Annotated in this window: 24 protein-coding genes; 18 read left to right on the forward strand and 6 right to left on the reverse strand. The window is 63.8% G+C overall.

From position 1 onward, the window contains the following. The first annotated feature begins 56 nt into the window (after positions 1-56). Genes LT40_RS02520 through LT40_RS02555 form a run of 8 tightly spaced genes read left to right on the forward strand, consistent with a single transcriptional unit; the run spans position 57 to position 7,666 of the window. Positions 57-2,270 (forward strand): chemotaxis protein CheA, encoded by a 2,214-nt coding sequence (locus LT40_RS02520; protein ID WP_043186081.1) that lies wholly within the window; start codon positions 57-59, stop codon positions 2,268-2,270. A gap of 16 nt (positions 2,271-2,286) precedes the next feature. After that, positions 2,287-3,408: a protein-glutamate methylesterase/protein-glutamine glutaminase gene (locus LT40_RS02525; protein ID WP_043186083.1), complete on the forward strand. Its 1,122-nt coding sequence runs from the start codon at positions 2,287-2,289 to the stop codon at positions 3,406-3,408. Then, positions 3,408-4,148: a flagellar motor protein gene (locus tag LT40_RS02530; RefSeq protein ID WP_043186086.1), complete on the forward strand. Its 741-nt coding sequence runs from the start codon at positions 3,408-3,410 to the stop codon at positions 4,146-4,148. Before LT40_RS02525 ends, LT40_RS02530 begins: the two co-directional genes overlap by 1 nt. An 11-nt stretch (positions 4,149-4,159) precedes the next feature. After that, positions 4,160-5,068 carry a flagellar motor protein MotD gene (gene motD / locus LT40_RS02535; RefSeq protein WP_043186089.1) on the forward strand — a complete coding sequence of 303 codons (909 nt, stop codon included), beginning with the start codon at positions 4,160-4,162 and terminating at the stop codon, positions 5,066-5,068. Positions 5,069-5,098: 30 nt separating this feature from the next. Further along, entirely contained in the window at positions 5,099-5,887 is a 789-nt protein-coding gene (locus LT40_RS02540) for a ParA family protein (RefSeq protein ID WP_043186091.1), read from the forward strand. Next, on the forward strand, positions 5,887-6,753 hold the full coding sequence (locus LT40_RS02545; protein ID WP_043186094.1) for a chemotaxis protein CheW: 867 nt from the start codon (positions 5,887-5,889) through the stop codon (positions 6,751-6,753). The genes LT40_RS02540 and LT40_RS02545 overlap by 1 nt, the downstream gene beginning before the upstream one ends. Positions 6,754-6,793: 40 nt before the next feature. Then, positions 6,794-7,273, forward strand: a complete 480-nt coding sequence (locus LT40_RS02550; protein ID WP_043186096.1) for a chemotaxis protein CheW — start codon at positions 6,794-6,796, stop codon at positions 7,271-7,273. Further along, complete coding sequence (locus LT40_RS02555) at positions 7,274-7,666, forward strand: DUF2802 domain-containing protein (RefSeq protein ID WP_043186099.1); 393 nt, start codon at positions 7,274-7,276, stop codon at positions 7,664-7,666. A gap of 69 nt (positions 7,667-7,735) precedes the next feature. Here LT40_RS02555 and LT40_RS02560 read toward each other — a convergent pair whose 3' ends face one another. The 3 genes from LT40_RS02560 to fliK form a co-directional block, all read right to left on the reverse strand. Further along, positions 7,736-10,486, reverse strand: coding sequence for a dermonecrotic toxin domain-containing protein (locus LT40_RS02560; protein ID WP_043186101.1), 2,751 nt, complete (start codon positions 10,484-10,486; stop codon positions 7,736-7,738). A gap of 187 nt (positions 10,487-10,673) precedes the next feature. Then, the gene (locus LT40_RS02565) at positions 10,674-10,994 is read right to left on the reverse strand and encodes an EscU/YscU/HrcU family type III secretion system export apparatus switch protein (RefSeq protein ID WP_043186105.1); all 321 of its coding nucleotides are present in this window, start codon (positions 10,992-10,994) and stop codon (positions 10,674-10,676) included. Continuing rightward, complete coding sequence (gene fliK / locus LT40_RS02570; protein WP_043186108.1) at positions 10,991-12,556, reverse strand: flagellar hook-length control protein FliK; 1,566 nt, start codon at positions 12,554-12,556, stop codon at positions 10,991-10,993. The genes LT40_RS02565 and fliK overlap by 4 nt, the downstream gene beginning before the upstream one ends. Before the next feature lie 171 nt (positions 12,557-12,727). On the opposite strand from fliK, the gene ccmA reads away from it, so the two are divergent. From ccmA to LT40_RS02620, 10 genes are all read left to right on the forward strand, one after another. After that, the gene (gene ccmA, locus LT40_RS02575; protein WP_043186112.1) at positions 12,728-13,360 is read left to right on the forward strand and encodes a cytochrome c biogenesis heme-transporting ATPase CcmA; all 633 of its coding nucleotides are present in this window, start codon (positions 12,728-12,730) and stop codon (positions 13,358-13,360) included. Continuing rightward, complete coding sequence (ccmB, locus tag LT40_RS02580) at positions 13,357-14,025, forward strand: heme exporter protein CcmB (RefSeq protein WP_043186115.1); 669 nt, start codon at positions 13,357-13,359, stop codon at positions 14,023-14,025. Before ccmA ends, ccmB begins: the two co-directional genes overlap by 4 nt. 61 nt (positions 14,026-14,086) lie before the next feature. After that, a complete protein-coding gene (locus LT40_RS02585) occupies positions 14,087-14,851 on the forward strand; it encodes a heme ABC transporter permease (protein ID WP_193385567.1) in 765 nt (254 codons plus the stop codon). Beyond that, the gene (gene ccmD, locus LT40_RS02590; RefSeq protein WP_043186122.1) at positions 14,848-15,024 is read left to right on the forward strand and encodes a heme exporter protein CcmD; all 177 of its coding nucleotides are present in this window, start codon (positions 14,848-14,850) and stop codon (positions 15,022-15,024) included. Before LT40_RS02585 ends, ccmD begins: the two co-directional genes overlap by 4 nt. Beyond that, on the forward strand, positions 15,021-15,464 hold the full coding sequence (gene ccmE / locus LT40_RS02595; protein WP_043186124.1) for a cytochrome c maturation protein CcmE: 444 nt from the start codon (positions 15,021-15,023) through the stop codon (positions 15,462-15,464). Before ccmD ends, ccmE begins: the two co-directional genes overlap by 4 nt. Positions 15,465-15,475: 11 nt before the next feature. Beyond that, positions 15,476-17,446: a heme lyase CcmF/NrfE family subunit gene (locus tag LT40_RS02600; RefSeq protein WP_193385576.1), complete on the forward strand. Its 1,971-nt coding sequence runs from the start codon at positions 15,476-15,478 to the stop codon at positions 17,444-17,446. Beyond that, positions 17,443-17,979: a DsbE family thiol:disulfide interchange protein gene (locus tag LT40_RS02605; RefSeq protein WP_043186130.1), complete on the forward strand. Its 537-nt coding sequence runs from the start codon at positions 17,443-17,445 to the stop codon at positions 17,977-17,979. Before LT40_RS02600 ends, LT40_RS02605 begins: the two co-directional genes overlap by 4 nt. Next, on the forward strand, positions 17,976-18,461 hold the full coding sequence (locus LT40_RS02610) for a cytochrome c-type biogenesis protein (protein WP_043186133.1): 486 nt from the start codon (positions 17,976-17,978) through the stop codon (positions 18,459-18,461). Before LT40_RS02605 ends, LT40_RS02610 begins: the two co-directional genes overlap by 4 nt. Next, positions 18,458-19,657: a c-type cytochrome biogenesis protein CcmI gene (gene ccmI, locus LT40_RS02615; RefSeq protein ID WP_043186135.1), complete on the forward strand. Its 1,200-nt coding sequence runs from the start codon at positions 18,458-18,460 to the stop codon at positions 19,655-19,657. Before LT40_RS02610 ends, ccmI begins: the two co-directional genes overlap by 4 nt. Positions 19,658-19,666: 9 nt before the next feature. Further along, positions 19,667-20,071, forward strand: coding sequence for a hypothetical protein (locus LT40_RS02620; protein WP_043186137.1), 405 nt, complete (start codon positions 19,667-19,669; stop codon positions 20,069-20,071). 17 nt (positions 20,072-20,088) lie between these two features. On the opposite strand, the gene LT40_RS02625 is transcribed toward LT40_RS02620, so the two are convergent. The 3 genes from LT40_RS02625 to LT40_RS02635 all read right to left on the reverse strand — a co-directional run bounded on the left by LT40_RS02625 (position 20,089) and on the right by LT40_RS02635 (position 24,183). Then, the gene (locus LT40_RS02625; RefSeq protein ID WP_043193260.1) at positions 20,089-22,107 is read right to left on the reverse strand and encodes an acyltransferase family protein; all 2,019 of its coding nucleotides are present in this window, start codon (positions 22,105-22,107) and stop codon (positions 20,089-20,091) included. A 163-nt stretch (positions 22,108-22,270) separates the two neighbouring features. Then, positions 22,271-23,269, reverse strand: coding sequence for a sulfate ABC transporter substrate-binding protein (locus tag LT40_RS02630; protein ID WP_043186140.1), 999 nt, complete (start codon positions 23,267-23,269; stop codon positions 22,271-22,273). A 98-nt stretch (positions 23,270-23,367) separates the two neighbouring features. Then, positions 23,368-24,183, reverse strand: a complete 816-nt coding sequence (locus LT40_RS02635) for an ion transporter (protein ID WP_043186143.1) — start codon at positions 24,181-24,183, stop codon at positions 23,368-23,370. Positions 24,184-24,254 lie beyond the last annotated feature (71 nt).

Raw genomic sequence — 24,254 nt, forward strand, 5'->3', positions numbered from 1 at the left:
CCGACGCCTCGCCCGACTGTGTTGACCGTTAATCACGTACTCCAGGGAGCATCCACATGAGCTTCGGCGCCGACGAAGAAATCCTTCAGGATTTCCTGGTAGAGGCCGGCGAAATTCTCGAGCAACTGTCCGAACAACTGGTCGAGCTGGAAAGCCGTCCCGATGATGCCGACTTGCTCAATGCAATTTTTCGCGGTTTTCACACTGTAAAAGGCGGCGCCGGCTTCCTCCAGCTCAACGAGCTGGTGGAGTGCTGCCACATCGCCGAGAACGTCTTCGACATCTTGCGCAAAGGTGAGCGCCGGGTCGATTCCGAACTCATGGACGTGGTGCTCGAAGCACTTGACGCGGTCAACGGCATGTTCTCCGAGGTGCGTGAGCGCGCCCCGGTCACGCCGGCCAGTCCGCAGTTGCTCGATGCCCTTGCGCGTCTGGCCGAACCGGCAGCTGTCGTTGCACCTCCAGCAGCGCCCGTGGCGGTGCCGGTGCCGGTCGCCGCGCCGGCTGCAACGCCCAGCGAAGACATCACCGACGACGAATTCGAGCAACTGCTCGATTCGCTGAACGCAGCCAAGGCGCAGGCCGCAACGCCGATCGCTGCCGCTGTTGCACGCGATGGCGCGGCCAGTGACGAGATCACCGACGACGAATTCGAATCGCTGCTCGATCAGTTGCACGGCAAGGGTCAGTTCGCGGTCGATGCGCTGGCACCGACCGTGACGTCCGAGGCTGCGCCTGGATCTGGACCTGCCAGTGCGGCACCGGTTTCCAGCACGCCCGCCGCACCTGGCGACGAGATCACCGACGACGAGTTCGAGGCGCTGCTCGACCAGCTGCATGGCAAGGGCACGTTCACCTCCGAAGCGGTCAAGGTGCAACCGCCTGCCGAGGTCCCGGCTCCGAAAAGCGACCAGATCACCGACGACGAATTCGAATCACTGCTCGACCAGTTGCATGGCAAGGGCAAGTTCAGCGATGTCGCCAGCGTGCCCGACGCCCAGCCCGTAGCTGCCGCCGCTGCCGTGCCAGTGGCGGCGCCGCGCAAGACCGAGGCAGCGCCTGCGCGTGCTCCGGTGGCCGAGAAGCCGGTCGCCAGCGAGGCCGAGACGACGGTAAGGGTCGACACTGCGCGCCTCGACGAAATCATGAACATGGTGGGCGAGCTGGTGCTGGTGCGTAACCGTCTGGTACGCCTGGGCTCCAACAGCAGCGACGAGGCCATGTCCAAGGCGGTGTCCAACCTGGACGTGGTTACGGCCGACCTGCAGACCGCGGTCATGAAGACCCGCATGCAGCCGATCAAGAAGGTCTTCGGGCGCTTCCCGCGCCTGGTCCGCGACCTGGCCCGGCAATTGAAGAAGGAAATCAACCTTGAGCTGGTCGGTGAAGAAACCGACCTGGACAAGAATCTGGTCGAAGCCCTGGCCGACCCGTTGGTGCACTTGGTGCGCAACGCCGTCGACCATGGCATCGAGACGCCCGAGGAACGCGAGCGCAACGGCAAGGCGCGCGGCGGGCGCGTGGTGTTGTCGGCGGAGCAGGAAGGCGACCACATCCTGTTGTCGATCAGCGACGACGGCAAGGGCATGGACCCTGCGGTCCTGCGCGCCAAGGCCGTGGAAAAGGGCCTGATGGACCGCGACGCGGCCGACCGCCTCAGCGAATCCGACTGCTACAACCTGATTTTCGCGCCGGGCTTCTCCACCAAGACGGAAATTTCCGACGTGTCGGGCCGCGGCGTCGGCATGGACGTGGTCAAGACCAAGATCAGCCAGCTCAACGGCTCGATCAACATTTTCTCGGCCAAGGACCAGGGTTCGAAGATTGTCATCAAGGTGCCGTTGACCTTGGCGATCATGCCCACCCTGATGGTGATGCTGGGCAACCAGGCGTTTGCTTTTCCGCTGGTCAACGTCAACGAGATCTTCCACCTGGACCTCTCGCGCACCAACGTCGTCGACGGTCAGGAAGTGGTCATCGTGCGCGACAAGGCACTGCCCTTGTTCTATCTCAAGCGCTGGCTGGTCAAGTCGGCCGCGCACGAGGAGCAGGGCGAGGGGCACGTGGTCATTCTCACGGTCGGCACCCAGCGCATCGGCTTCGTGGTCGATCAATTGGTTGGCCAGGAAGAAGTGGTGATCAAGCCCTTGGGCAAGATGCTGCAGGGCACGCCCGGCATGTCCGGCGCCACCATCACCGGTGACGGCCGAATCGCCTTGATCCTCGATGTACCGAGCATGCTCAAGCGCTACGCCACGCGGCGTATCTGATCGTAGTGGAGTGTTTATGGCAGTCAAGGTCCTGGTGGTGGATGATTCTGGTTTCTTCCGCCGCCGCGTCTCGGAAATTCTTTCGTCGGACCCCACCATCCAGGTGGTCGGGACCGCCACCAATGGCCGCGAAGCGATCGACCAGGCCCAGGCACTCAAGCCCGATGTAATCACCATGGACTACGAGATGCCGATGATGGACGGCATCACGGCCGTGCGTCATATCATGCAGCGCTGTCCTACCCCGGTATTGATGTTTTCCTCCCTGACCCACGAAGGCGCCCGAGTGACCCTCGACGCCCTCGATGCAGGGGCCGTGGATTACCTGCCAAAGAACTTCGAAGACATTTCTCGCAACCCCGAGAAGGTCAAGCAGATGCTGTGCGAGAAAGTCCACACCCTGTCGCGTAGCAACCGCCGACTGGGCGCGCATGTCGCCGCGCCAGTGCCGACGGCTGCAGCCGGGGCGAGCGCCGCTCCTGTGTCTTCGCGGGCAGCGCCGACGCGCACACCGGCACCAGTCACCCCGGCACGTGCTCCGGCGCCGACGGCCAGCAGCGCGGCACCGCGGCGCAAGCCCTACAAGCTGGTCGCTATCGGTACCTCCACCGGCGGACCAGTGGCGTTGCAGCGGGTATTGACCCAGCTGCCCGCTCATTTTCCGACGCCCATCGTCCTGGTCCAGCACATGCCGGCCGCGTTCACCCGAGCGTTCGCCGAGCGGCTCGACAAGCTGTGCCGAATCACCGTCAAGGAAGCGGAAGACGGTGATGTGCTGCGTCCTGGGCTAGCCTTGCTGGCGCCCGGTGGCAAGCAGATGATGATCGACGGCCGCGGCGCGGTGAAGATTCTCCCGGGTGACGAGCGGCTGAACTACAAGCCATGCGTGGATATCACCTTTGGTTCGGCGGCCAAGTCCTACGGTGACAAGGTGCTGGCGGTGGTACTCACCGGCATGGGCGCCGACGGTCGCGAAGGCGCGCGCCTGCTCAAGCAGGGTGGCAGCCAGGTCTGGGCCCAGGACGAAGCGAGCTGCGTCATCTATGGCATGCCCATGGCCATCGTCAAGGCAGGCCTGGCCGACGCCGTCTACAGCCTCGACGATATCGGTCGGCACCTGGTCGAGGCGTGCGGCTGATGGATGTACTGAGCCTGATCGGGATCATCCTCGCGTTCGTCGCCATCATCGGTGGCAACTTTCTCGAGGGTGGTCACCTGTCGGCTCTGCTCAACGGTCCGGCGGCACTGATCGTGATCGGTGGAACCTTGGCTGCCGCACTCATCCAGTCACCCATGAGCGCGTTCAAGCGGGCCTTGCACAACGTTCGCTGGATCCTCTTTCCGCCCCGTATCGACATGGCCGGCGGTATCGATCGGGTGGTGAACTGGAGCCTGGTGTCGCGCAAGGAAGGTTTGCTGGGGCTGGAAGCCAGCGCCGAAGCGGAACCCGACGACTACGCCCGCAAGGGCTTGCAGCTGCTGGTCGATGGCGCCGAGCCGGCCGCCATCCGTAGCATTCTCGAAGTCGATCTGTACAACCGTGAAACCCGTGACCTGCATGCGGCCAAGGTATTCGAAAGCATGGGCGGCTATGCGCCCACCATCGGGATCATTGGCGCGGTCATGGGGTTGATCCACGTGATGGGCAACCTGGCCGACCCCAGCCAGCTGGGCAATGGCATCGCCGTGGCGTTCGTGGCGACGATCTACGGCGTGGCCAGCGCCAACCTGCTGTTACTGCCCGTGGCCCATAAGCTCAAGGCACTGGCCCAGAGGCAGGCGGCCTACCGGGAAATGCTGCTCGAAGGCTTGCTGTCCATCGCCGAGGGTGAGAACCCGCGCTCCATCGAAACGAAGCTGCAAGGCTACCTCGACTAGGAGAGCATGCCATGGCCCGTCGTCGACGCATTGAAGAGCCGGAAAATCACGAGCGTTGGCTGGTGTCGTACGCCGACTTCATTACCTTGCTGTTTGCGTTCTTCGTGGTGATGTATTCGATCTCGTCGGTCAATGAAGGCAAGTACAAGGTGCTTTCGCAAGCATTGGTCGGGGTGTTCAACGATCCGGACCGCAGTATGAGGCCCATCCCGATTGGCGAGGAACGACCTTTGACGACGCGTGCGGCGCAGCCTCTGGTGACTGACAGCGAGCAAACACAGGCGGCCATCGACGAAGCGGTCGATCCGCTGCAGACCATCGCCAACGATGTGCGCCAGGCATTCGGCGACCTGATCGCTTCGGATCAACTGACCGTGCGCGGCAACGAGCTGTGGATCGAGATCGAACTCAAGTCCAGCCTGCTGTTCGGCAGCGGCGATGCCATGCCCAGCGACATGGCGTTCTCGATCGTCGACAAGGTCGCGACCATTCTCAAGCCGTTCGACAACCCGGTGCATGTCGAGGGTTTCACCGACAACCTGCCCATCAGCACGGCGCAGTACCCGACCAACTGGGAGCTGTCGACCGCTCGCGCGGCGAGCATCGTGCGCATGATGGCCATGGAAGGGATCAATCCACGGCGCATGGCCGCAGTCGGCTATGGCGAATTCCAACCCGTGGCCAGCAACGCCACCGCCGACGGGCGAGGGCGCAACCGTCGGGTGGTGCTGGTGATCTCGCGCAACCTTGATGTGCGTCGCAGCATCACCAGTTCAGGCAGCGCCAATGCGCAGCCGGATGCAGCGTTGCGCCGGGCTGGCACACAAACTGCACTGACGCCGCTAACAGTGCCGTCGGCGGCTGGCTCTGTCAAAAGTCCGCCGCCCGGCCCATCACCCGAAGCCTCACTATCTCGGTAGTGCGCCGTTTTACCGAGGGGAACCACCATCATGAGAGTCTGGGCAGTAGCCAATCAGAAAGGCGGGGTCGGCAAGACCACCACCTCGATCGCCTTGGCGGGTTTGCTGGCCGAGGCAGGCAAGCGTGTGGTTGTGGTCGATCTCGATCCCCACGGTTCGATGACCAGCTATTTCGGACACAACCCGGACGAGCTGGCCCACAGCTGTTTCGACCTGTTCCTGCACAAGGGCGCCGTGCCCGCAGGCCTGGCGCAGCAACTGCTGCTGCCGACCGGTGAGGCCAATGTCTCGCTGCTGCCGTCGAGTACCGCACTGGCCACTCTGGAGCGCCAGCAACCGGGGCAAAGCGGGCTGGGCCTGGTGATCGCCAAGACGCTGGCGCAACTGTGGCAGGATTTCGACTACGCGGTGATCGACAGCCCGCCGTTGCTGGGCGTGCTCATGGTCAATGCATTGGCGGCCAGCCAGCAGCTGGTGATTCCGGTGCAGACCGAGCACTTGGCGGTCAAAGGCCTGGAACGCATGGTCAGTACCTTGACCATGATCAACCGTTCGCGCCGGCAGGCCCTGCCGTACAGCATCATCCCGACCCTGTTCGACCGTCGTACCCAGGCTTCGCTGAGCACCTTGCGCACCCTGCGCGACGACTACCCGCAGCACATATGGCCGGGGTACATCCCGGTGGACACCCGTCTGCGCGATGCCAGCCGGGCCGGACAGACACCCTCGCGCTTCGACGGCAAGAGCCGTGGCGTGGTCGCCTATCGTGCCTTGCTCAAGCATTTGCTGGCCCAACAACTCGTCGCGCAGGTAGCCTGATGAACCGTCCCGTCGACATTGCCCAGCGGCCCCAGGTGGCGTTGCAGTCCTACCTGGACGGCCTGTTGCAAGAAGCCACCGAGGCGTTCGAAGCACATGAGCTCGATCTGGGCCTGGACAGGCTCGACGAGTTCCAGGCTGCCGTTCTCGAAGAGCAGGCACGCGATGCCGTCAGCCTGCAGCCATCACCATTGCCAGGCCCGGTGCCATTGATACCAGCACCGGTGCAGACGTCGACACCCGCGCCCGTTGCCGATCCACAGCCGCAGGCCGAGCCCGCGCTGGTCGCCCCCGTGGTCGAAGTCCATCTGCCGGCCGCCGGCCCGCGGCCGCTGCTGGCCGCACTCGACGGCCGGCCCAGTTGGGCCGACGAGCCGTTCGAGTGCTTGCTGTTCGACGTCGCCGGGTTGACCCTGGCGGTTCCGCTGGTGTGCCTGGGCTCGATCTATGCGCTGGCCGGTCAGACCCTGACGCCGCTGTTCGGCCAACCGGACTGGTTTCTCGGCATCCTGCCCAGCAACAGTGGCAACCTCAAAGTGCTCGATACCGCGCGCTGGGTCATGCCCGATCGCTACCGCGACGATTTTCGCCAGGGTTTGCAGTATGTGATTTCGGTGCAAGGTTACGAGTGGGGCCTGGCCGTGCATCAGGTCAGCCGCTCGTTGCGCCTGGATCCCAGCGAGATCAAGTGGCGCAGCCAGCGCGGCCAGCGGCCCTGGCTGGCAGGAACCGTCATCGAACACATGTGTGCGCTGCTGGACGTCGCCGAGCTGGCCGAGCTGATCGCCAGCGGTGGCGCGCGGCATCTGCACGCGGTCACCTCGGCGCCGGGCAAGCCTGCCGCCACAACCACCACCAAGAATTGAATGAACACGCCGCCGTCATGGCATTTGAGGGGTTAGTAGCATGAAGAAGTCGTCCGCCCAAGGTTCCGAAGATCCGATCCTGCAGTGGGTCACCTTCCGTCTGGACAATGAAACCTACGGCATCAATGTGATGCAGGTGCAGGAGGTGTTGCGCTACACCGAGATCGCGCCGGTGCCCGGTGCACCCAGCTACGTGCTGGGTATCATCAACCTGCGCGGCAACGTGGTCACCGTGATCGATACGCGTCAGCGCTTCGGCCTGGACTCCAGCGACGTCAGCGATAACACGCGTATCGTCATCATCGAGGCCGACAAGCAGGTGGTGGGGATTCTGGTCGACAGCGTGGCCGAGGTCGTCTACTTGCGCCAGTCTGAGGTCGAGACTGCGCCCAACGTCGGTAACGACGAGTCGGCCAAGTTCATCCAGGGTGTGTGCAACAAGAATGGCGAGTTGCTGATTCTGGTGGAGCTGGACAAGATGATGTCCGAGGAAGAGTGGTCCGAACTGGAGAACATCTGATTGATCTTTGAGGTTGCTGTCGTCCTGCTGGCAGTGCTGTGGGTCGGAACGGTCTCGCTGTTCCTGTCCTATCAGAAAGGCCAGCGCCAGTTGGCCGCCGAACAGGCGGCTGGCGATGCGCTGCGTGACCAGCGACTGCGCGAGCTGACCAAGCGCCTGGACGACTATCAGAATCTCAACGTGCGCCTGGGGGATGCGCTGCACGAGTTGCGCGCCGTGGTGGGGCCATTGCCGGAGAAGCTGGCCCAACTCGAGCAACGCGACCCTGGCAGTTTGTCGTTCGCCCAGGCGGGCAAGCTGGTGGCCATGGGCGCCTCGGTGGATGAACTGACCCAGGCGTGCGGCCTGACCCAAGCTGAAGCCGAGCTGATGAGCAAACTGCACCGTGGGTGACACAGATACGGTGCAGCCTGTCATCGGATTCAAGAGCAGACGCCATTCAGGCATCTGGGCCGTGGGCCATCAAGTGTGCATCCAGCTCGCGGTACTCCCCACCCGAGAGAACTTACTCAGGGGCGTCAGTGCCTGGTACGCTTCCATGACTTCGGACCAATCGATCGTCGCGGCCTGATTGCGCAAGGGCAGTGCAATCATGTTCCAGACCTCACAGTACTGCGCCAGCTCCAGCAGCCGCTCACGAATGGTGTCGGTGAGTGCTTTTGGCCCGCTTATGTGGTTCAGGGCAATGGCGTAGCGTTGAAACCCTGCAGGGTCGTCAGAGGGATCCGGACGGCTGTTGTAGAAGTCCGGTTGCGCCTCGAAACGCTGGCGAATGGTGTCCGATATCGCGTTCAGGGTGGGGTTGCCCGGATGACTGCCGATCATGCTGCCGTTATATTGAGTGTTCATGCCCAAGGTTTCATTGGACATCGGCAAGCCCACAATCAAGCCTCGGTGCGAGGTGCGTAACGGCACCGAATCGATGGGCACCGACGTTTGGTACATTGGAGTCTTTTGCCCCGGCGGCAGGATGACATCGTCCAGATCCATGTACAGCCCCCCTTCGTTGTAGAGCAGCCGATAGCGCAGTACGTCCGATGCCGATGAGAAGTTGGAAGCCACACCGCCGTTGCCGTCTATGGCTGCTTTGTACTGGGCGTAATAGGGGCTTCGCTGAAACTCCTCGTACAGTGGTTGAGATTCGAGCGGGATGACTTCGAGGGTTGGAGCATGCGCGGCCAGCAGTTCGACGTTGCGAGCATAGACACTTGGCGAAGTCGTGGAGAGAAACAGACGATACGCGTAATTGGAGTTGCGCAGCAGGGCGTCGTTGCGACCCACGTTTTCCAGGAGTTGGGGGCTGATGACCTTGTTGCCCACCCAGATGCACGAGATTTTCTGCGCAATGGGTTTGGCACTTGGCGGACGCAGTTCGGCGAGGCTCATGGGCAGTATCACGTCCACGCCCAAGGCGCGCAGTGTTTCCATGCGTTGTTCATCGGTAACGGGGCGTTCTGGGTCTTCGAGTTTTACCAGAGACCGTTCGCCTGACTGACTAGGCACATAGTATGGCGGATCGATGTCATTCAGATGCATGCTCTGGATGAATGCATTGCGCTCCAGGTCGTAGTGCACATCTGCCATGTATCCATCGATCTCGCACTCGAGAAGGTCATGCTTGCCGTTGTAGCTGGGCACCCTGACGACCGCATCTGCGATGTCTTGACGAGCACCGGCCACAGGCGGCACGGCGTGGGGCAGACTGAACGCGGTTTCCAGGATAGGTTCGATAGGCGGCAGATGTGGGGCGTTCAGCGGGCTCAAGGGGTAGCCGATCTGGCCATTGACCCGCGAGGGAGGCACGAACTCCAGACGTTTCACGCGGAAGATCGCTGGTCTTTTCGGCAGTGGCATATGCAACAGGGGTTCGGCGTTGAGCAAGCCCCATGCAGCGTCTATCGCGCCGTCGGCCCGCTGTGCCAAGGTCTTGGCATTGAGCGCGCGGTCCAGGCCCAGGCCCAGTTCGGCCAACCCGCCCAGTGCGAAAACCGGCGCCAGTTCAGGCACCACCATCGCGATAGGTGCCAGTGTATTGACCGCCGAGTCAAGGTAGCCGCGCCATTTTTCCTTGGTCACCGAACTGTCGGTGCTGATGATGAAGTCGGCGTCTTGTTCACTGCGCTTTTTCTGTTGCTTGGCCATGGCCAGGAACAGGTCGCCCTGAATGGACGGGCTGTATTTGTCGGTGCGGTAATTGACGGTGTCATTGGGCGTCCATAAGCCGCTGGTAGCAAAACCGGGATGTCGGTCAGGGTCGAAATGGTGATAGGCCGGGTACAGGCCCAACCCGGTCAACGCCGTGTTCAAGCCACTGAAGCCCAGAGTGTCGGCTTCGTCACCCGGCGGGAAGTGGCTTTCCAGCGCCTGACGGGTGTGTGGGTGCTTGCACTGCTCGGCGACCCAGTGCTTCATCGCCGATTCGTCGGCGAATTCGTGGAATGGCCAGCTGTTGCCCGGTATGTACAACAGGGTCAGCCCCGTAGTGGTGTTCTTCAGGCACAGCAGGTTGGTGGCTGCGTAGCCGTAGATGTTCAGGCATGCCACATGCACGGCATGCGGTCGTGTCTGCAGACCGGCCACCTGCCAGGCCAGCACGCGCCCGGCATCGCTCAGGCTCGCGTTGCTGACCTGCCGGTTGCAGGCCGCAATGAAGTTGACCTTCGCGGCATCGCGGTAGCGATTCAGCCCGTCTTTCCAAAACGTCTTGAGCATCTGCCCATAGGGGCGGTGGAAATCCAGATTCCAGATGAACTGCTGGAAATCTTCGGCTGGAATGCGGACGTGATGCGCCACATCGAAGGTGGCCGGCGAGACCTGTCGGTACAGGCCGTTGTACACCAGGTACTCGGCGCCGTTGTCGAACAGGCCGTGTTCGTCCAGATGGTCGACCAGCGTGATGGGGTAGGGGGGCGGATCGCCCGCCCAGGCTTCATGCAGGGCCGCGCCGATCAGGTTGTTGTTCGACTCGCCTTGCCAGTTCGACAACAAGGCCTGGGTCATGCTGATCTTTTGCACGATGCGAGCGATGCAGCGCTGACCCTTGACCTGGTAGTGCAGGGTCACGGCATCGACCTTGCCTGGATTGAGCTCCAGGCCGCGGCTCGATGCCCACTTGCGCACGGCGTCGGCGGCGGCACGGTCGGGCCGGGGGTAGTCGTCCAGCGCATCGCGAACGGTCTGCACACCTTGTGCGGTGATGAATGGGTCGGTCATGGCGGTGTTCCTGTATGGGCACGGAAAGTCGTGCCAGGCCATGATTGGTGTCGGGCCACCGGTGAACGCGATACATATGTAAGGCGCGGCGAGTGCAGAGGCGCAGGCGGGGGAGTCTGGTTCTCCTTCTGCCAACGGGCCAGGATACTGGCGCTCATTGATCGGAAGGGGCCATGCGGCCCCGGTTTTACGGGTGTTTGGGCGTGATGTCGCGCTCGGTCGGCGCCGGCATCAACTCGAAGCCTGCGGGGGTCTTGCCTTGCAGGTGCCAGGCAAAGGCGATGATCTCTGCGATGGTCAGGTACAACTCGTGGGGAATGCTGTCGCCCAGTTCCATGCGTGCCAGCATCTTCACCAGTTCGGCATTTTCGTACACCGGCACTTCGTATTCACGGGCCATGGCCAGGATCGCCTCGGCCAGCTCGTCGTCGCCCTTGGCAGTGAGGGTCGGCGCCTTCTGGCCGTCATAGCGCAGGGCAATGGCTTGGCGTGGGGTTCGTTCGGTCATGCGGTTTCGTCCACCCAGCGTTGTTCCAGTCGTGTGCGTGCACCTTGCGGTGCGGTGCCCTGATGACACTGCAGATCGGCCACGTTCAGGCCGCTGGCCTGCAGGCGCTGGCGCAGGTCGTCCAGTTGGTTCTCGATGAGCAAGGCCGTTTCCGGACGCTGCGCCCACAACTGGCTGGACAGGCTGCCGTGGGCCAGTTGCGCTTGCACCTGCAGCGGCCCCAGCGCATCCAGATCGAAGGCCAGGTCCAGGCGCCAGATCTTTTCCTGGGCAGGCCGGGCATCGTTCCTGTCGGCGGGCTGTTGGTCCGGTGGCGGATCCTCGCGTTGCACCTTGACTTGCAAGGGGATGAAGTCGTGCAGATGGCGCATGGGAATCTCCAACTGCCAGGTCGTCTGCGTGGCGCCCTCGGGGGTGCGCCCGGTTTGCTCCAGGCCCGCGAGTTGATGGCTTTGCAGGCGTGCCACGGCGGCACCGGCAAGGCGCAGCAGATGTTCGAGATCGTCTTCGCCTTCGCTTTTCTGTGCCGTGCGGGCAGGCAAGGGGAAACTTGCGGGTACGGTTTTTTCGCTGACCTGCCCCCAGGCGTTCAACGCATTGCGCACACGCCCCGGCAGTACCTGGGCCAGCACGTTGGCTGCCACGCCCGGGTGCGCCGTCGGGTTGGGCAGGGCGCCTGGCGCGATCTGCGCCATCAGGCGCAACAGCGCCGACTTGAGATCGGGCGCCGGTTGGCCGTTGAGCAGGTTGGCTTCCAGAAATGCGCCGCTGGCGACCACGGCCTGGGCCACGGTTTTCGGATCGGCCATCTGCTGTACGTCCGGCAGGGTGGCCAGCAGGCGCTCCAGGCCCGCGCGCGTCGGCGGTGCCAGGTCAGGGTTCTGGCGCAGGTTCTGCACCGCGCTCAGCAGGCTGTCGAGCGATCCCTGTCGGGATTGCTGGGCGCCCAGTTGCTGGGCCACGGCCAGCTGGTCCATGCGCCCGCTCAGGGGCACGAAATTCAGGCTCTGGTCACTCATCACCTGGGCACTGAGCAGACTGCCCAGGCGCAGCGGCTGCGGGCTCTCGATGGCCAGAATGTTGCCAGCCTGGGCGGTATTGAGCAGGGTCACCATGGCTTTGTACACCGCCGGTTGCCCGGCGATCTGTGGCAGCATCTGGCTGCTGCTGACCTTGCCCTGCAACAGCGTGCCCACCGGCAAGGCCTGGGTGTCGATGCGCGTCAGGATCAGCGGTGCGCCATTGCCGCGCTCCTGGGTCGCCACCAAAGCTGCGCCGCCGGCCAGGTGTGAAACCAGCAGGGCGGTGCCTTGGGGCAGTGGCTTCAGGCTGCTGGCGGTGATCGTGGCCACGCCGCCACCGGCCAGGCTCAGGCGCAACAGCAATTGAAAGTCCTGCGCACCGGCCTTGACCGACACCACTTCGGCGTCCACCGTCTCGCCCAAGGCCAGCAGGCTGTCCAGTGGCTGGGTGATCTTCACCGTCTCGATGCTCGAGGCACTGGCGCGCGCGGCCCCGCTGGCGGAAGGAAGCGCGGCGAGGTTGCTGATCAGGTCAGGCATGGATGAAACCTGTGTCGGTTGCGCCCTTGGGCAGGAGCTGCGCATGTATAATGCGCGGCCACGGCGGCCGGCTCTGCTATACAGCGCCATGGAAGTATAGCGGCCATGCTCCCCGGAACTTGAACGCGGCGCCATGCTGCAACCTGCGACCGAACCCGATAAGGCCGATTCTTGACCCCATACCTGCACGCCACCGACCTTGCCTGCGACCGCGATGGGCGGCTGCTGTTCGAGCACCTGCAGGTTCAGGTGGGTGCTGGCGACATGCTGCAGGTGTGCGGACCCAACGGGTGCGGCAAGACCAGCCTGCTGCGCCTGCTGGCCGGGTTGATGCAGCCGGCTGAAGGGCAGGTCGCCGTGATGCCTGCCGAGCAACCGGCGCACCGGCGCGAACGGGGTCGCCAGCTGCTGTGGATTGGCCATGCGCCCGGTATCAAGGATGTACTGACCGCTGAAGAAAACCTGGCCTGGCTGGGTGCGCTGCACACTCCGGCCAGCCGCGAACTGATCTGGGCGGCCCTGGCGGCCATCGGCCTGCGCGGTTACGAAGACGTTCAGTGCCACAGGCTCTCGGCCGGCCAGCAGCGCCGCGTAGCGCTGGCCCGTCTTTATCTGCCTGGCCCGCCATTGTGGATCCTCGACGAGCCCTTTACCGCGCTCGATGCGCAGGCGGTGGCGCAGTTGGAGCAGCACCTGGCCGAACACTGCGCGCACGGCGGCATGGTGGTTCTGACCACCCACCATCTGCTTGCGCAGACGCCAATCCGCTACCGGCGCCTGGCACTGGGCGCGAACGCGGCATGAGCGTCTTTGTCCTGTTGCTCAAGCGCGAAGCCCGTCTGTTGTATCGACGGCCGGCCGAGCTGGCCAACCCCCTGGTATTCTTCGCCATCGTCATCGCGCTGTTCCCGCTTGCCGTGGGCCCGCAGATGCACGTGCTGGAAAGTCTTTCTCCGGGCCTGGTCTGGGTGGCCGCACTGCTGGCCGTGTTGCTGTCCCTCGACGGGCTGTTTCGCAGCGACCTGGAAGATGGCTCGCTCGAACAATGGGTATTGTCCGAACACCCGTTGCCGGTGCTGGTGTTGGCCAAGGTACTGGTGCACTGGGTGTTTTCCGGGCTGGCGCTGGTGCTGGTGTCACCGCTGCTGGCGCTGATGCTCGGCCTGCCCGCGCGGTGCCTGCCGGTGCTGCTGGCCTCGTTGCTGCTGGGTACGCCGGTGCTCAGCCTGCTCGGCGCAGTAGGCGCCGCGTTGACCGTGGGGCTCAAGCGCGGCGGCCTGCTGTTGGCCTTGCTGACGCTGCCGCTGTACATCCCGGTGCTGATTCTGGGCAGTGGCGCGCTGCAGGCGTCGTTGCAGCAACTGCCGAGCGCTGGCTACCTGTTGTGGCTGGGCAGCCTGACGGCACTGGCCGTGACCCTGGCGCCCTTCGCGATCGCGGCCGGGCTCAAGATCAGTGTCGGCGAATGAACGGACGAGGCCGGATGTGCGACCGGCTCATGCTTTTGAATACGGGGTCTTGAAGAACAAGGTGATGAACTGGACGTGGTTTCACAAGCTCGGCTCGCCCAAGGCGTTCTATGCCCTGAGCGGGCGCATGCTGCCTTGGCTGGGCGTGGCGGCGGCGTTGTTGATCGGCGCAGGGGTGGTGTGGGGCCTGGTCTTCGCGCCACCGGATTACCAGCAGGGCAACAGTTTTCGCATCATCTACATCCACGTGCCGGCGGCCATGCTTGCCCAGTCCTGCTACGTGATGATGGCGCTGGCCGGCGTGGTCGGGTTGGTGTGGAAGATGAAGATCGCCGACATCGCCTTGCAGTGCGCCGCGCCGGTGGGCGCCTGGATGACCGCGCTGGCGCTGGCCACCGGTGCCATCTGGGGCAAGCCGACCTGGGGCAGTTGGTGGGTCTGGGATGCCCGCCTGACTTCCATGCTCATCCTGCTGTTTCTCTACCTGGGGCTCATTGCCCTGGGCCAGGCCATCGGCAACCGCGAGAACGCAGCCAAGGCCTGTGCGGTGCTGGCCATCGTCGGCGTGGTCAACATTCCGATCATCAAGTATTCGGTGCAGTGGTGGAACACCCTGCACCAGGGCGCCACCTTCAGCCTGACCGAAAAACCGGCGATGCCCGCGCAGATGTGGCTGCCGCTGTTGCTCACGGTGCTGGGTTTCTATTGTTTCTTCGGCGCCGTGCTGCTGCTGCGCATGCGTCTGGAAGTGCTCCGGCGCGAGGGTCGCAGCCGCTGGGTGCAGGAGTACCTGGCCGGCGTCGTGACGACGAGGGTCGGGCCATGAGCTTCGCTTCGTTCGCCGAGTTCCTGAGCATGGGTCGCCATGGCGTCTACGTCTGGTCAGCCTATGGCCTGTGCCTGCTGGTGCTGATCGTCAACGTGGCCGGACCCTTGCTGGCCCGTCGCCGTTACCTGCAGCAAGAGGCGCGACGTCTGCGTCGGGAGAGCCAACCGTGAAACCGCAACGCCGCAAACGCCTGATGCTCATCCTCGCGCTGTTGGCGGGTATCGCGCTTGCCGTGGGGCTGGCCCTTGGCGCCTTGCAACAGAACATCAACCTGTTCTACACGCCGACCCAGATCGCCAACGGCGAGGCGCCGACGGGCACTCGCATTCGCGCCGGTGGCATGGTCGAAAAGGGCTCGCTGCAACGCTCCGGCGACTCGCTGGATGTGCGCTTCGTGGTCACCGACTTCCAGCACAGTGTCACCATCACCTACCGTGGCATCCTTCCCGACCTGTTTCGCGAAGGGCAGGGCATCGTCGCCCTGGGCACCTTGAACGCCGACGGCGTCGTGGAAGCGGACGAGGTGCTGGCCAAGCACGATGAAAAATACATGCCACCGGAGGTCACCAAGGCCTTGAAGGATTCCGGCCGAATGGGAGCTTCACAATGATCGGTGCTCTGCTGGTGCCCGAACTGGGCCACCTGGCGATGATCCTGGCGTTGTGTCTGGCTCTGGTGCAGGCCAGCGTGCCGTTGGTAGGCGCGTGGCGTGGCGACCCGCTATGGATGAGCCTGGCGCGGCCAGCCGCCTGGGGCCAGTTCACGTTCCTGGCATTGGCGTTCGCGTGCCTGGCGGCAAGCTTTCTGAGCGACGACTTTTCCGTGCGCTACGTGGCCGAAAATTCCAACAGTGCGCTGCCCTGGTACTACAAATTCAGCGCCGTATGGGGTGCCCACGAGGGCTCCTTGCTGCTGTGGGCGCTGATCCTGGGCGGCTGGACCTTCGCCGTGTCGATCGGCTCACGGCAGTTGCCCCAGGTCATGCTGGCGCGGGTGTTGGCGGTGATGGGCATGATCAGCGTCGGCTTTCTGCTGTTCCTGATCCTCACGTCCAACCCCTTCACCCGCGTGCTGCCGCAGATTCCGGCCAACGGTCGCGACCTCAACCCATTGCTGCAGGACATCGGTCTGATCGTCCATCCGCCGATGCTGTACATGGGTTACGTCGGCTTTTCGGTGGCCTTCGCCTTCGCCATCGCCGCGTTGCTGGGCGGCAAGCTGGACGCCGCCTGGGCACGTTGGTCGCGCCCCTGGACCATGGTGGCCTGGAGCTTTCTGGGCATCGGCATCACCCTGGGTTCGTGGTGGGCGTACTACGAACTGGGCTGGGGCGGCTGGTGGTTCTGGGACCCGGTTGAAAACGCCTCGTTCATGCCCTGGCTGGTCGGCACCGCGCTGATCCATTCGCTGGCGGTGACCGAGAAGCGCGGCGTGTTCAAGAGCTGGACGGTGCTGCTGGCCATCGCCTCGTTTTCCCTGAGCCTGCTGGGCACGTTCCTGGTGCGCTCCGGCGTGCTGACCTCGGTGCATGCCTTCGCCTCGGACCCGACTCGCGGGGTGTTCATCCTGATCTTCCTGCTGTTCGTGGTGGGCGGCTCGTTGACGCTGTTCGCGCTGCGCGCGCCGGTGGTCAAGAGCCACGTGGGCTTTGGCCTGTGGTCGCGGGAAACCCTGCTGCTGGGCAACAACCTGATTCTGGTGGTGGCCGCTTCCATGATTCTGCTGGGCACCCTGTACCCATTGGCGCTGGATGCCCTGACCGGCGCCAAGTTATCGGTCGGTCCACCGTATTTCAATGCGCTGTTCGTGCCCCTGATGGCATTGCTGATGCTGGCCATGGCCATCGGTGTGCTGGTGCGCTGGAAACACACGCCGACCGCCTGGCTGCGTAGCATGCTGGTGCCGGTGTTGATCGGCAGTGCCGTGCTGGCGCCGCTGGCCGCTTGGTGCCTGGGGGATTTTGCCTGGCCGGTGCTGAGCACGTTCGCCCTGGCGGCCTGGGTGGTACTAGCCGGCGTGCGCGACCTGCACGACAAGACTCGCCACACCGGCCTGCGCCGCGGGATCACCGGCTTGCCGCGCAGCTACTGGGGCATGCAACTGGCTCACCTGGGCATTGCCGTCTGTGCCCTGGGCGTGGTGTTGTCGAGCCACAACAGTGCCCAACGCGATCTGCGCATGGCGCCGGGCGATGCGGTCGATCTGGGTGGCTATCAGTTCATCTTCCACGGCGCCGAGCCTTACCGGGGGCCGAATTTCAGCGCCCAGCGGGGCAGTGTTCAAGTCCTGCGCAATGGCCTGCAAGTGAGCCTGCTGCATCCGGAAAAACGCTTGTACAGCGTGCAGCAGTCGGTGATGACCGAGGCGGGCATCGACGCAGGCTTCACTCGCGACCTCTATGTCGCACTGGGCGAGCCCCTGGAAAACGGTGCATGGGCAGTGCGCATCCACGTCAAGCCATTCGTGCGCTGGATCTGGCTAGGCGGCTTGTTGACTGGCCTCGGCGGCTTCCTCGCCGCACTGGACCGGCGCTATCGCATCAAGGTCAAGGCTCGCGTGCGCGACGTACTGGGCCAGGGAGCGGTGACATGAAGCGTTGGCTGTTGGCCGTTCCGCTAGGGGCTTTCCTGATACTGGCCGTATTGCTTTACCGCGGGCTCTACCTCGACCCAGCCCAGTTGCCGTCGGCCCTGATCGGCAAGCCGTTTCCCGAGTTCAGCCTGCCTGACACTCAGGGCCAACGAACGCTGACCCGAGCCGATCTGCTGGGCAAGCCGGCGCTGGTCAACGTCTGGGGCACCTGGTGCGTGGCCTGCCGCGTCGAACACCCCGTGCTCAACACGCTGGCCGGGCAGGGCGTGCGGATCTACGGCATCAACTACAAGGATGACAACGTGGCAGCACGGCGCTGGCTGGCCGATTATCACAATCCCTACACGCTGGACATCAACGACAAGGACGGCAGCCTGGGCTTGAACCTGGGCGTGTACGGCGCACCGGAGACGTTCCTTATCGACGCCAGGGGCGTGATTCGCCACAAGTGGGTCGGGGTCATCGACCAGACCGTTTGGCGTGAGCAACTGGCGCCGTTGTACCAGGCGCTGCTTGACGAGGCCCGGCCATGAAGCGCTGGCTGCTGCTGTCGATACTGCTGTTGAGCCTGTCCGGCGTGGCACGGGCTGCCATCGATACCTATCAGTTCGCCAACGACCAGATGCGCGAGCGCTTTCACCAATTGACCCTGCAACTGCGCTGCCCCAAGTGCCAGAACCAGGACATCGCCGATTCCAATGCGCCCATCGCCAGTGACCTGCGCCGCGAGATTCATCGGCTGTTGACCGAGGGCAAGGATGACGGGCAGATCATCGAGTTCATGGTCGATCGCTACGGTGAGTTCGTCCGTTACAAGCCAGCGCTGACCGCGCGTACCGGATTGCTCTGGTTCGGACCTGCAGCCTTGCTGGTGATCGGGATGGGCGTGATCGCGGTGACCCTGCAGCGTCGGCGCCGGCAACCCGAGACCAGCCCGCGCGATCTCGACCCCGCCGAGCGGGCCCGTCTGGCCGCATTGCTCGCGCAACAACCGTTGGATGAAGACCGCCCATGATCGATTTCTGGCTCGCCGCCGGCCTGTTGCTGCTGCTCGCCCTGGGTTTCCTGCTGGTACCGCTGCTGCGTGCCCGTCGCACCCAGCCCGAAAAGGACCGCACGGCGCTCAACGTGGCGCTGTATCAAGAGCGCCTGGCCGAACTGAATACGCAACACGCCGCAGGCGTATTGACGGCCGCGCAACTGGAAAGCGGCCAAGCCGAGGCGGCCCGCGAGTTGCTGGCCGATACCGAAGGCGGGGAGGTGGTGACGCAGACCCGTCTGGGCCGCTCGATCCCGTTGGCGGCGGCGCTGCTGGTCCCGGTATTGGGCCTGGTGCTCTACCTGCACTATGGCGCCAGCGATCGAGTCGAGCTGAGCCGCGAGTTCGCCGTACCGCCCACGTCCGTGGCGCAGATGACCACGCGCCTCGAACAGGCCGTGCAGATGCAGCCGGAAGCTGTCGAGGGCGTGTATATCCTTGGTCGAACCTACATGGCGCAAAACCGGCCGGCGCAAGCGGCGGAATTGTTCGAGCGCGCCGCCAAACTCAGCGGTCGCCAGCCAGAGGTGCTGGGGCAATGGGCGCAGGCGCTGTATTTCGCCGCAGGCAGGCAGTGGTCCGAACAGATCCAGGCCCTGACTGATGAAGCCCTGTTGGGCGATCCAAAAGAGGCGACGAGTCTAGGCTTGCTGGGCATTGCCGCCTTCGAGAGCAAACGCTTCGACAAAGCCATCGGCTATTGGGAGCGTTTACTGGCTACCTTGCCGGACAAAGACCCTGCGCGCGCTGCGCTGCAGGGCGGAATAGAACGTGCCCGTGGCCAACTGGCCGCTGATGGCAAGTCACCTGTTTCCGAGCCCGCTCCGGCACGCACCGGATTGAAAGTGCAGGTGGCTCTGGCACCCGCGCTGGCCGCCAAGGTGCAGCCTGGCGACAGCGTGTTCGTCTTCGCCCGTGCGGTGTCCGGCCCACCCATGCCGCTGGCGGTCAAGCGTCTGACGGTCGCCGACCTGCCGGCGCAAGTCGAGCTGGCAGACAGCGACGCGATGATGCCGCAGCTGAAACTGTCGAACTTTCCCGAAGTCCAACTCATCGCTCGGATATCCAGGGCTGGCCAGCCCACCAAGGGTGAATGGCTGGCGCGAAGTGCGCCGATCGCCAGCGACAGCGCCGCCGTGCAGCATTTGATGATCGACCGTCCCGACCCGTAGAGAGATGTTATGAACCGTTTAGCTCGAATGGCCGTGATCGGCCTGGCCCTGGGCATGAGTGCCTGCGCCGTGCAGCGCCCGTCCGAACCTGCGCCGCAGCCACCGGTGCAGACCCTGCCGCCAGCAGGACCGAGCACCGCGCCGACTCCCACGCCGCCCGTGACACCGACCCCGCCCGCACCCAAGCCGATGCCCCGTACCTCGGCCAGCTTTGCGCCACCGCCCGGTGGCGCCAGTCATTGGGACCCGAGCCTGGGCGTCTATGTGCTGGAAGATCAGCCCGACACCTACTACCGGCAGCGCACCTACTACCGCTGGAACGAGGGCTGGAGCTGGGCTACCAGCCCCAAAGGTCCGTGGGAAGCCACCGACACGACCGGCGTGCCGGCAGGATTGGGTCGCAAACATCCCTGAAGCACGGCAGGCGTGGGTCAGTTCTGCAGGATCTGACCCACCAGATTCGTTACCCGCTCGACCCCGTGGGCACTCAAGTGATCGTGGTCCTTGTACCACGACCCACTGTCACCGATCAGGCACGTTTGCCGGCTGCACAGTGCTTCATCGAGGCTGACCAGGCGAATACGTTCGCGCGCGCTGTCGGCAGCGAACAGCGTGCGCGTGTAGTGCTGGAACTGCAGGTGTTTCGCGTAGGGCACCGACAGGCCGTCGAGCAGCCGTTGCGTGCGCTCGGCATCGTCCCCCTTGTCGCGCGCCAGACGATAGTAGAGCTGCTTCGGACTGGTCTGCTGTTGTGGCGCCTGAGCCACCACGTAGACCTCTGCGCCCAACGCCCGGTAGGCATCGATCGTCTGTTCCAGAGCTTTTTCGAACACGGCGCGCGAGGCCTCGCGGGTGCGCGTCTGGCTGGCTTGATCGACCAGGAAATAGCCACTCATGTGGCTCTGGTCGTAATCGCCGTCGGTGTACAGCGTCCAGCGTGAAACCAGCACCACCTTCTTGATGCGATGGGCCTTCACATAGTCGTACTCGCGCTGGGCCAAAGCCGGGCACGCCCCCGGTGCATAGTTGCCGACCGCCACGTCGACATCCAGCAACGGCGGGCAGCCACCCATGCCGATGTGGGCGATGCGCCGGTCGTACCGCTTGCCTGCGGCATCGAACGCCGGCAACAGGGCTTCGGCATGGCTGTCGCCGAACACCGCAACGTCTGCAGCCTGCTGCTGACGGTCGGCACCAAACAGGCAGAAGTCCATGCCCCAGCCCTTGCCGTCATAGTTCGTGTCGCAGGCGTCACGGATGTGCGGGTCTTCGAAGGCGGCCATGATGCTGGGGTCCACGTCGAAACGCTGGGTGAAACCCTGCTGCGTGAACCCGGTAATGCCGAGCACGACGAACAGCGCCGAAGCGCCCGCGCTGTAACGCCACAAGCGGGCAGCGGGTACGCTGCGTCGGTCACGAAAGCCACGTTCGACGAAGCGCCAGCTCAGCCAGGCCAACACCAGCGACAGCCCGCTCAAGCCCAGCATGGTCAGCGGGCTGGGCGCCACCAGGCTGTTGTTGCGGGCGAAGGCGAAGAGCGGTTGATGCCACAGGTAGGCGCTGTAGCTGATCAGGCCAATGCCTACCAACGGGCGGCTGGCCAACACCTGGCCGACAACGTTACCCGGATGAGCGAAAACGATCACCAGCGCCGCACCTAGCGTCGGCAACAGGGCATTCACACCGGGAAATGGCGTGGCGTGGTCGAACGCCAGCACGCCATAGCCGATCATGGCCACGCCCAGCAGACTGCCCACCTGCGCCTGCAGGCTAGGCTCGACCGAGCGTGGTCGCCAAGTGAAGTAGAAGGCGATGAAGGCGCCGATCAGCAGCTCCCAGGCGCGGGCGTGCAGCAGGTAGAACGCGGCCACCGATTCCTGACGGGCGCCGTGTTCGGCCAGGGCCAGGCTCGCCAGGGCCAGCACGGCCAACAGTGCCACGATCGCGCCACGGCCCAGCCGCGACCCGGCCATCAGCAGCAGCGGGAACAGCACGTAGTACTGCTCTTCCACCGCCAGGGTCCAGGTGTGCAGCAGGGGTTTGAGCTCGGCGGCGGCATCGAAATAACCGCTTTCGCGCCAGAACAGCAGGTTCGAGGAAAACAGCGGCACCGCCGCCAGGCTCTTGCTGAACGCCTTGAGGTCCGGCGGATCCAGCCACAGCCACGCCATGGGCAGGCATACCAGCAGCATCACGAAGAGCGCCGGAAGAATGCGTCGCGCCCGGCGTTCGTAGAAGCGCAGCAGGGAAAATTCGCCCTTGCTCATCTCCGCCAGAATGATCGAGGTGATCAGATAGCCGGAGATGACGAAGAACACGTCGACGCCGACGAATCCGCCGGAAAACAGGCTGAAACCGGCATGGAACAGAATGACCGGCAATACGGCCAGCGAACGCAGGCCGTCGATTTCCGGGCGGTATTTCAATAGGCCGTCGGGTGATGTGCTCATGATGATCGAACTCGCGCCAACGCTGGAGCGTGCGCGATGAAAAACCATCGGGCAGGCTACCGCCGAACGTTTGACGTAGGAAAGAGGAGGGGGGAAGCGAAAGGTAGGGCGTTACAGGCGAGGTTTTACCCCAAGCCTGCAACGCTGTCCAGCGGTGGATCGATTACTGGCCGGTGTAGATCTGGTCGAACACGCCGCCGTCGTTGAAGTGGGTCTTTTGCACACTGCGCCAGTCGCCGAAGGTTTTCTCCACTGAAAGGAATTCGACCTTCGGGAAGCGATCGGTGAACTTGGCCAGCACCGCTGGATCACGCGGACGCAGGTAATTGTTGGCGGCAATCTCCTGGCCTTCCGGAGACCACAGGTATTTCAGGTATTCATCGGCTGCGGCACGCGTGCCTTTGCGCTCGACCACTTTGTCGACCACGCTGACCGGTGGCTCGGCCTCGGCGGAAACGCTGGGGTAGACCACTTCGAACTGGTCGCGGCCGAACTCGCGGGCGATCATTTCCGCTTCGTTCTCGAAGGTGATCAACACGTCGCCGATCTGGTTGGTCATGAACGTGGTGGTTGCGCCACGGCCACCGGTGTCCAGGACCGGCGCCTGCTTGAACAGCTTGCCGACGAAGTCGCGGGCCTTGGTTTCATCGCCGCCGTTCTTGAGCACATAGCCCCAGGCCGACAGGTAGGTGTAGCGACCGTTGCCGGACGTCTTGGGGTTGGGCACGATGACCTGTACGCCATCCTTGAGCAGGTCGGGCCAGTCTTTCAGCGCCTTGGGGTTGCCCTTGCGCACGATGAACACCGTTGCCGAGGTGAACGGCGCGCTGTTGTTCGGCAAGCGCGTGACCCAGTCCTCGGGCACCAGCTTGCCGTTGTCGGCCAGGGCATTGATGTCGGTGGCCATGTTCATGGTGATGACGTCGGCGGGCAGGCCGTCGATGACCGAGCGCGCCTGCTTGCTGGAGCCGCCGAAGGACATCTGCACGGTGATGGCTTCATTGTGTTCGGCTTGCCAATGCTTCTGGAAGGCGCTGTTGTAGTCCTTGTAGAAGTCGCGCATCACATCGTACGAGACGTTGAGCAGGCTGGGCGCGGCCTGGACCAGGCCGGTCAGGGTCAAGCCTGCCGCCAACAGCGAGGCACCGATCAATTTCTTCACTGCAGTTCCCTCTTCGAGCGTTCTTGGAAATAGGCGGCATTATGCCTGCGCCCTGTCGCCGGGCGTTATGGGTACGTTTAGATCAAAATCGGCTGTGCTTAGAGCGCTTTCTTGAACAGCGCATTGCCGCATTGCGAGCAGAAGGACGCCGTCTGTTCGTGGCTGCGTTTGTGGCACACCCCGCACTCGTGCTGCAGGCCTTCGCCGCGCATGGCATTGGCCAACTCGGCAGTGAAAATGCCCGTGGGCACGGCGATGATCGAATAACCGGTGATCATGACCATGGCCGACAGTATCTGGCCAATCGGTGTAGTGGGCACGATGTCGCCATAACCGACAGTGGTCAGGGTGACGATGGCCCAGTAGATACCGGTGGGGATGTTGGCGAAGCCGTTCTGCGGGCCTTCGACCACGTACATCAGGGTGCCGAACACCGTCACCAGGGTGCTGACGCTGACCAGGAACACGATGATCTTCTGTTTGCTGCCGCGCAGCGCTGCCAGCAGGTAATTGGCTTGCTTCAAGTAGGGGCTGAGCTTGAGCACGCGGAAGATCCGCAGCATGCGCACCACGCGCACGATCATCAGGTACTGGGCGTCGCTGTAGTAGATGGCCAGGATGCCGGGGACGATCGCCAGCAGGTCGATCAGGCCGTAGAAGCTGAACGCATAGCGCAGGGGCTTGGGCGAGCAGTACAGACGCAGCAGGTACTCGACGGCAAAGATGAACGTGAAGCCCCATTCGATCCATGCGAACAGGTCGGCGTACTGGCTGTGTACAGTCTCGACGCTGTCGATGATCACCACCAGCAGGCTGGCGAGGATGATCAGCAACAGGGTTTTGTCGAAGCGGCGTCCGGCAGGGGTGTCGCTCTGGAAGACGACGACGTACAGGCGATCACGCAGAGTGGTCATGGCTAGGTGGTTCCCAAGAAGGCGCACAGCGTAGGAGCTTTGCCGCCCCCGTGCAAGGGCGTGCGCGGGAT

Source organism: Pseudomonas rhizosphaerae (assembly GCF_000761155.1).
In the GTDB taxonomy this organism is placed as follows: domain Bacteria; phylum Pseudomonadota; class Gammaproteobacteria; order Pseudomonadales; family Pseudomonadaceae; genus Aquipseudomonas; species Aquipseudomonas rhizosphaerae.

What these genes read in the sequence shown, in the direction of transcription:
- LT40_RS02520 (WP_043186081.1), top strand. Translation starts at nt 57, where the DNA reads ATGAGCTTCGGCGCCGACGAAGAAATCCTTCAGGATTTCCTGGTAGAG.
- LT40_RS02525 (WP_043186083.1), top strand. Translation starts at nt 2,287, where the DNA reads ATGGCAGTCAAGGTCCTGGTGGTGGATGATTCTGGTTTCTTCCGCCGC.
- LT40_RS02530 (WP_043186086.1), top strand. Translation starts at nt 3,408, where the DNA reads ATGGATGTACTGAGCCTGATCGGGATCATCCTCGCGTTCGTCGCCATC.
- motD (WP_043186089.1), top strand. Translation starts at nt 4,160, where the DNA reads ATGGCCCGTCGTCGACGCATTGAAGAGCCGGAAAATCACGAGCGTTGG.
- LT40_RS02540 (WP_043186091.1), top strand. Translation starts at nt 5,099, where the DNA reads ATGAGAGTCTGGGCAGTAGCCAATCAGAAAGGCGGGGTCGGCAAGACC.
- LT40_RS02545 (WP_043186094.1), top strand. Translation starts at nt 5,887, where the DNA reads ATGAACCGTCCCGTCGACATTGCCCAGCGGCCCCAGGTGGCGTTGCAG.
- LT40_RS02550 (WP_043186096.1), top strand. Translation starts at nt 6,794, where the DNA reads ATGAAGAAGTCGTCCGCCCAAGGTTCCGAAGATCCGATCCTGCAGTGG.
- LT40_RS02560 (WP_043186101.1), bottom strand. Translation starts at nt 10,486, where the DNA reads ATGACCGACCCATTCATCACCGCACAAGGTGTGCAGACCGTTCGCGAT.
- LT40_RS02565 (WP_043186105.1), bottom strand. Translation starts at nt 10,994, where the DNA reads ATGACCGAACGAACCCCACGCCAAGCCATTGCCCTGCGCTATGACGGC.
- fliK (WP_043186108.1), bottom strand. Translation starts at nt 12,556, where the DNA reads ATGCCTGACCTGATCAGCAACCTCGCCGCGCTTCCTTCCGCCAGCGGG.
- ccmB (WP_043186115.1), top strand. Translation starts at nt 13,357, where the DNA reads ATGAGCGTCTTTGTCCTGTTGCTCAAGCGCGAAGCCCGTCTGTTGTAT.
- ccmD (WP_043186122.1), top strand. Translation starts at nt 14,848, where the DNA reads ATGAGCTTCGCTTCGTTCGCCGAGTTCCTGAGCATGGGTCGCCATGGC.
- LT40_RS02605 (WP_043186130.1), top strand. Translation starts at nt 17,443, where the DNA reads ATGAAGCGTTGGCTGTTGGCCGTTCCGCTAGGGGCTTTCCTGATACTG.
- LT40_RS02610 (WP_043186133.1), top strand. Translation starts at nt 17,976, where the DNA reads ATGAAGCGCTGGCTGCTGCTGTCGATACTGCTGTTGAGCCTGTCCGGC.
- ccmI (WP_043186135.1), top strand. Translation starts at nt 18,458, where the DNA reads ATGATCGATTTCTGGCTCGCCGCCGGCCTGTTGCTGCTGCTCGCCCTG.
- LT40_RS02620 (WP_043186137.1), top strand. Translation starts at nt 19,667, where the DNA reads ATGAACCGTTTAGCTCGAATGGCCGTGATCGGCCTGGCCCTGGGCATG.
- LT40_RS02625 (WP_043193260.1), bottom strand. Translation starts at nt 22,107, where the DNA reads ATGAGCACATCACCCGACGGCCTATTGAAATACCGCCCGGAAATCGAC.
- LT40_RS02635 (WP_043186143.1), bottom strand. Translation starts at nt 24,183, where the DNA reads ATGACCACTCTGCGTGATCGCCTGTACGTCGTCGTCTTCCAGAGCGAC.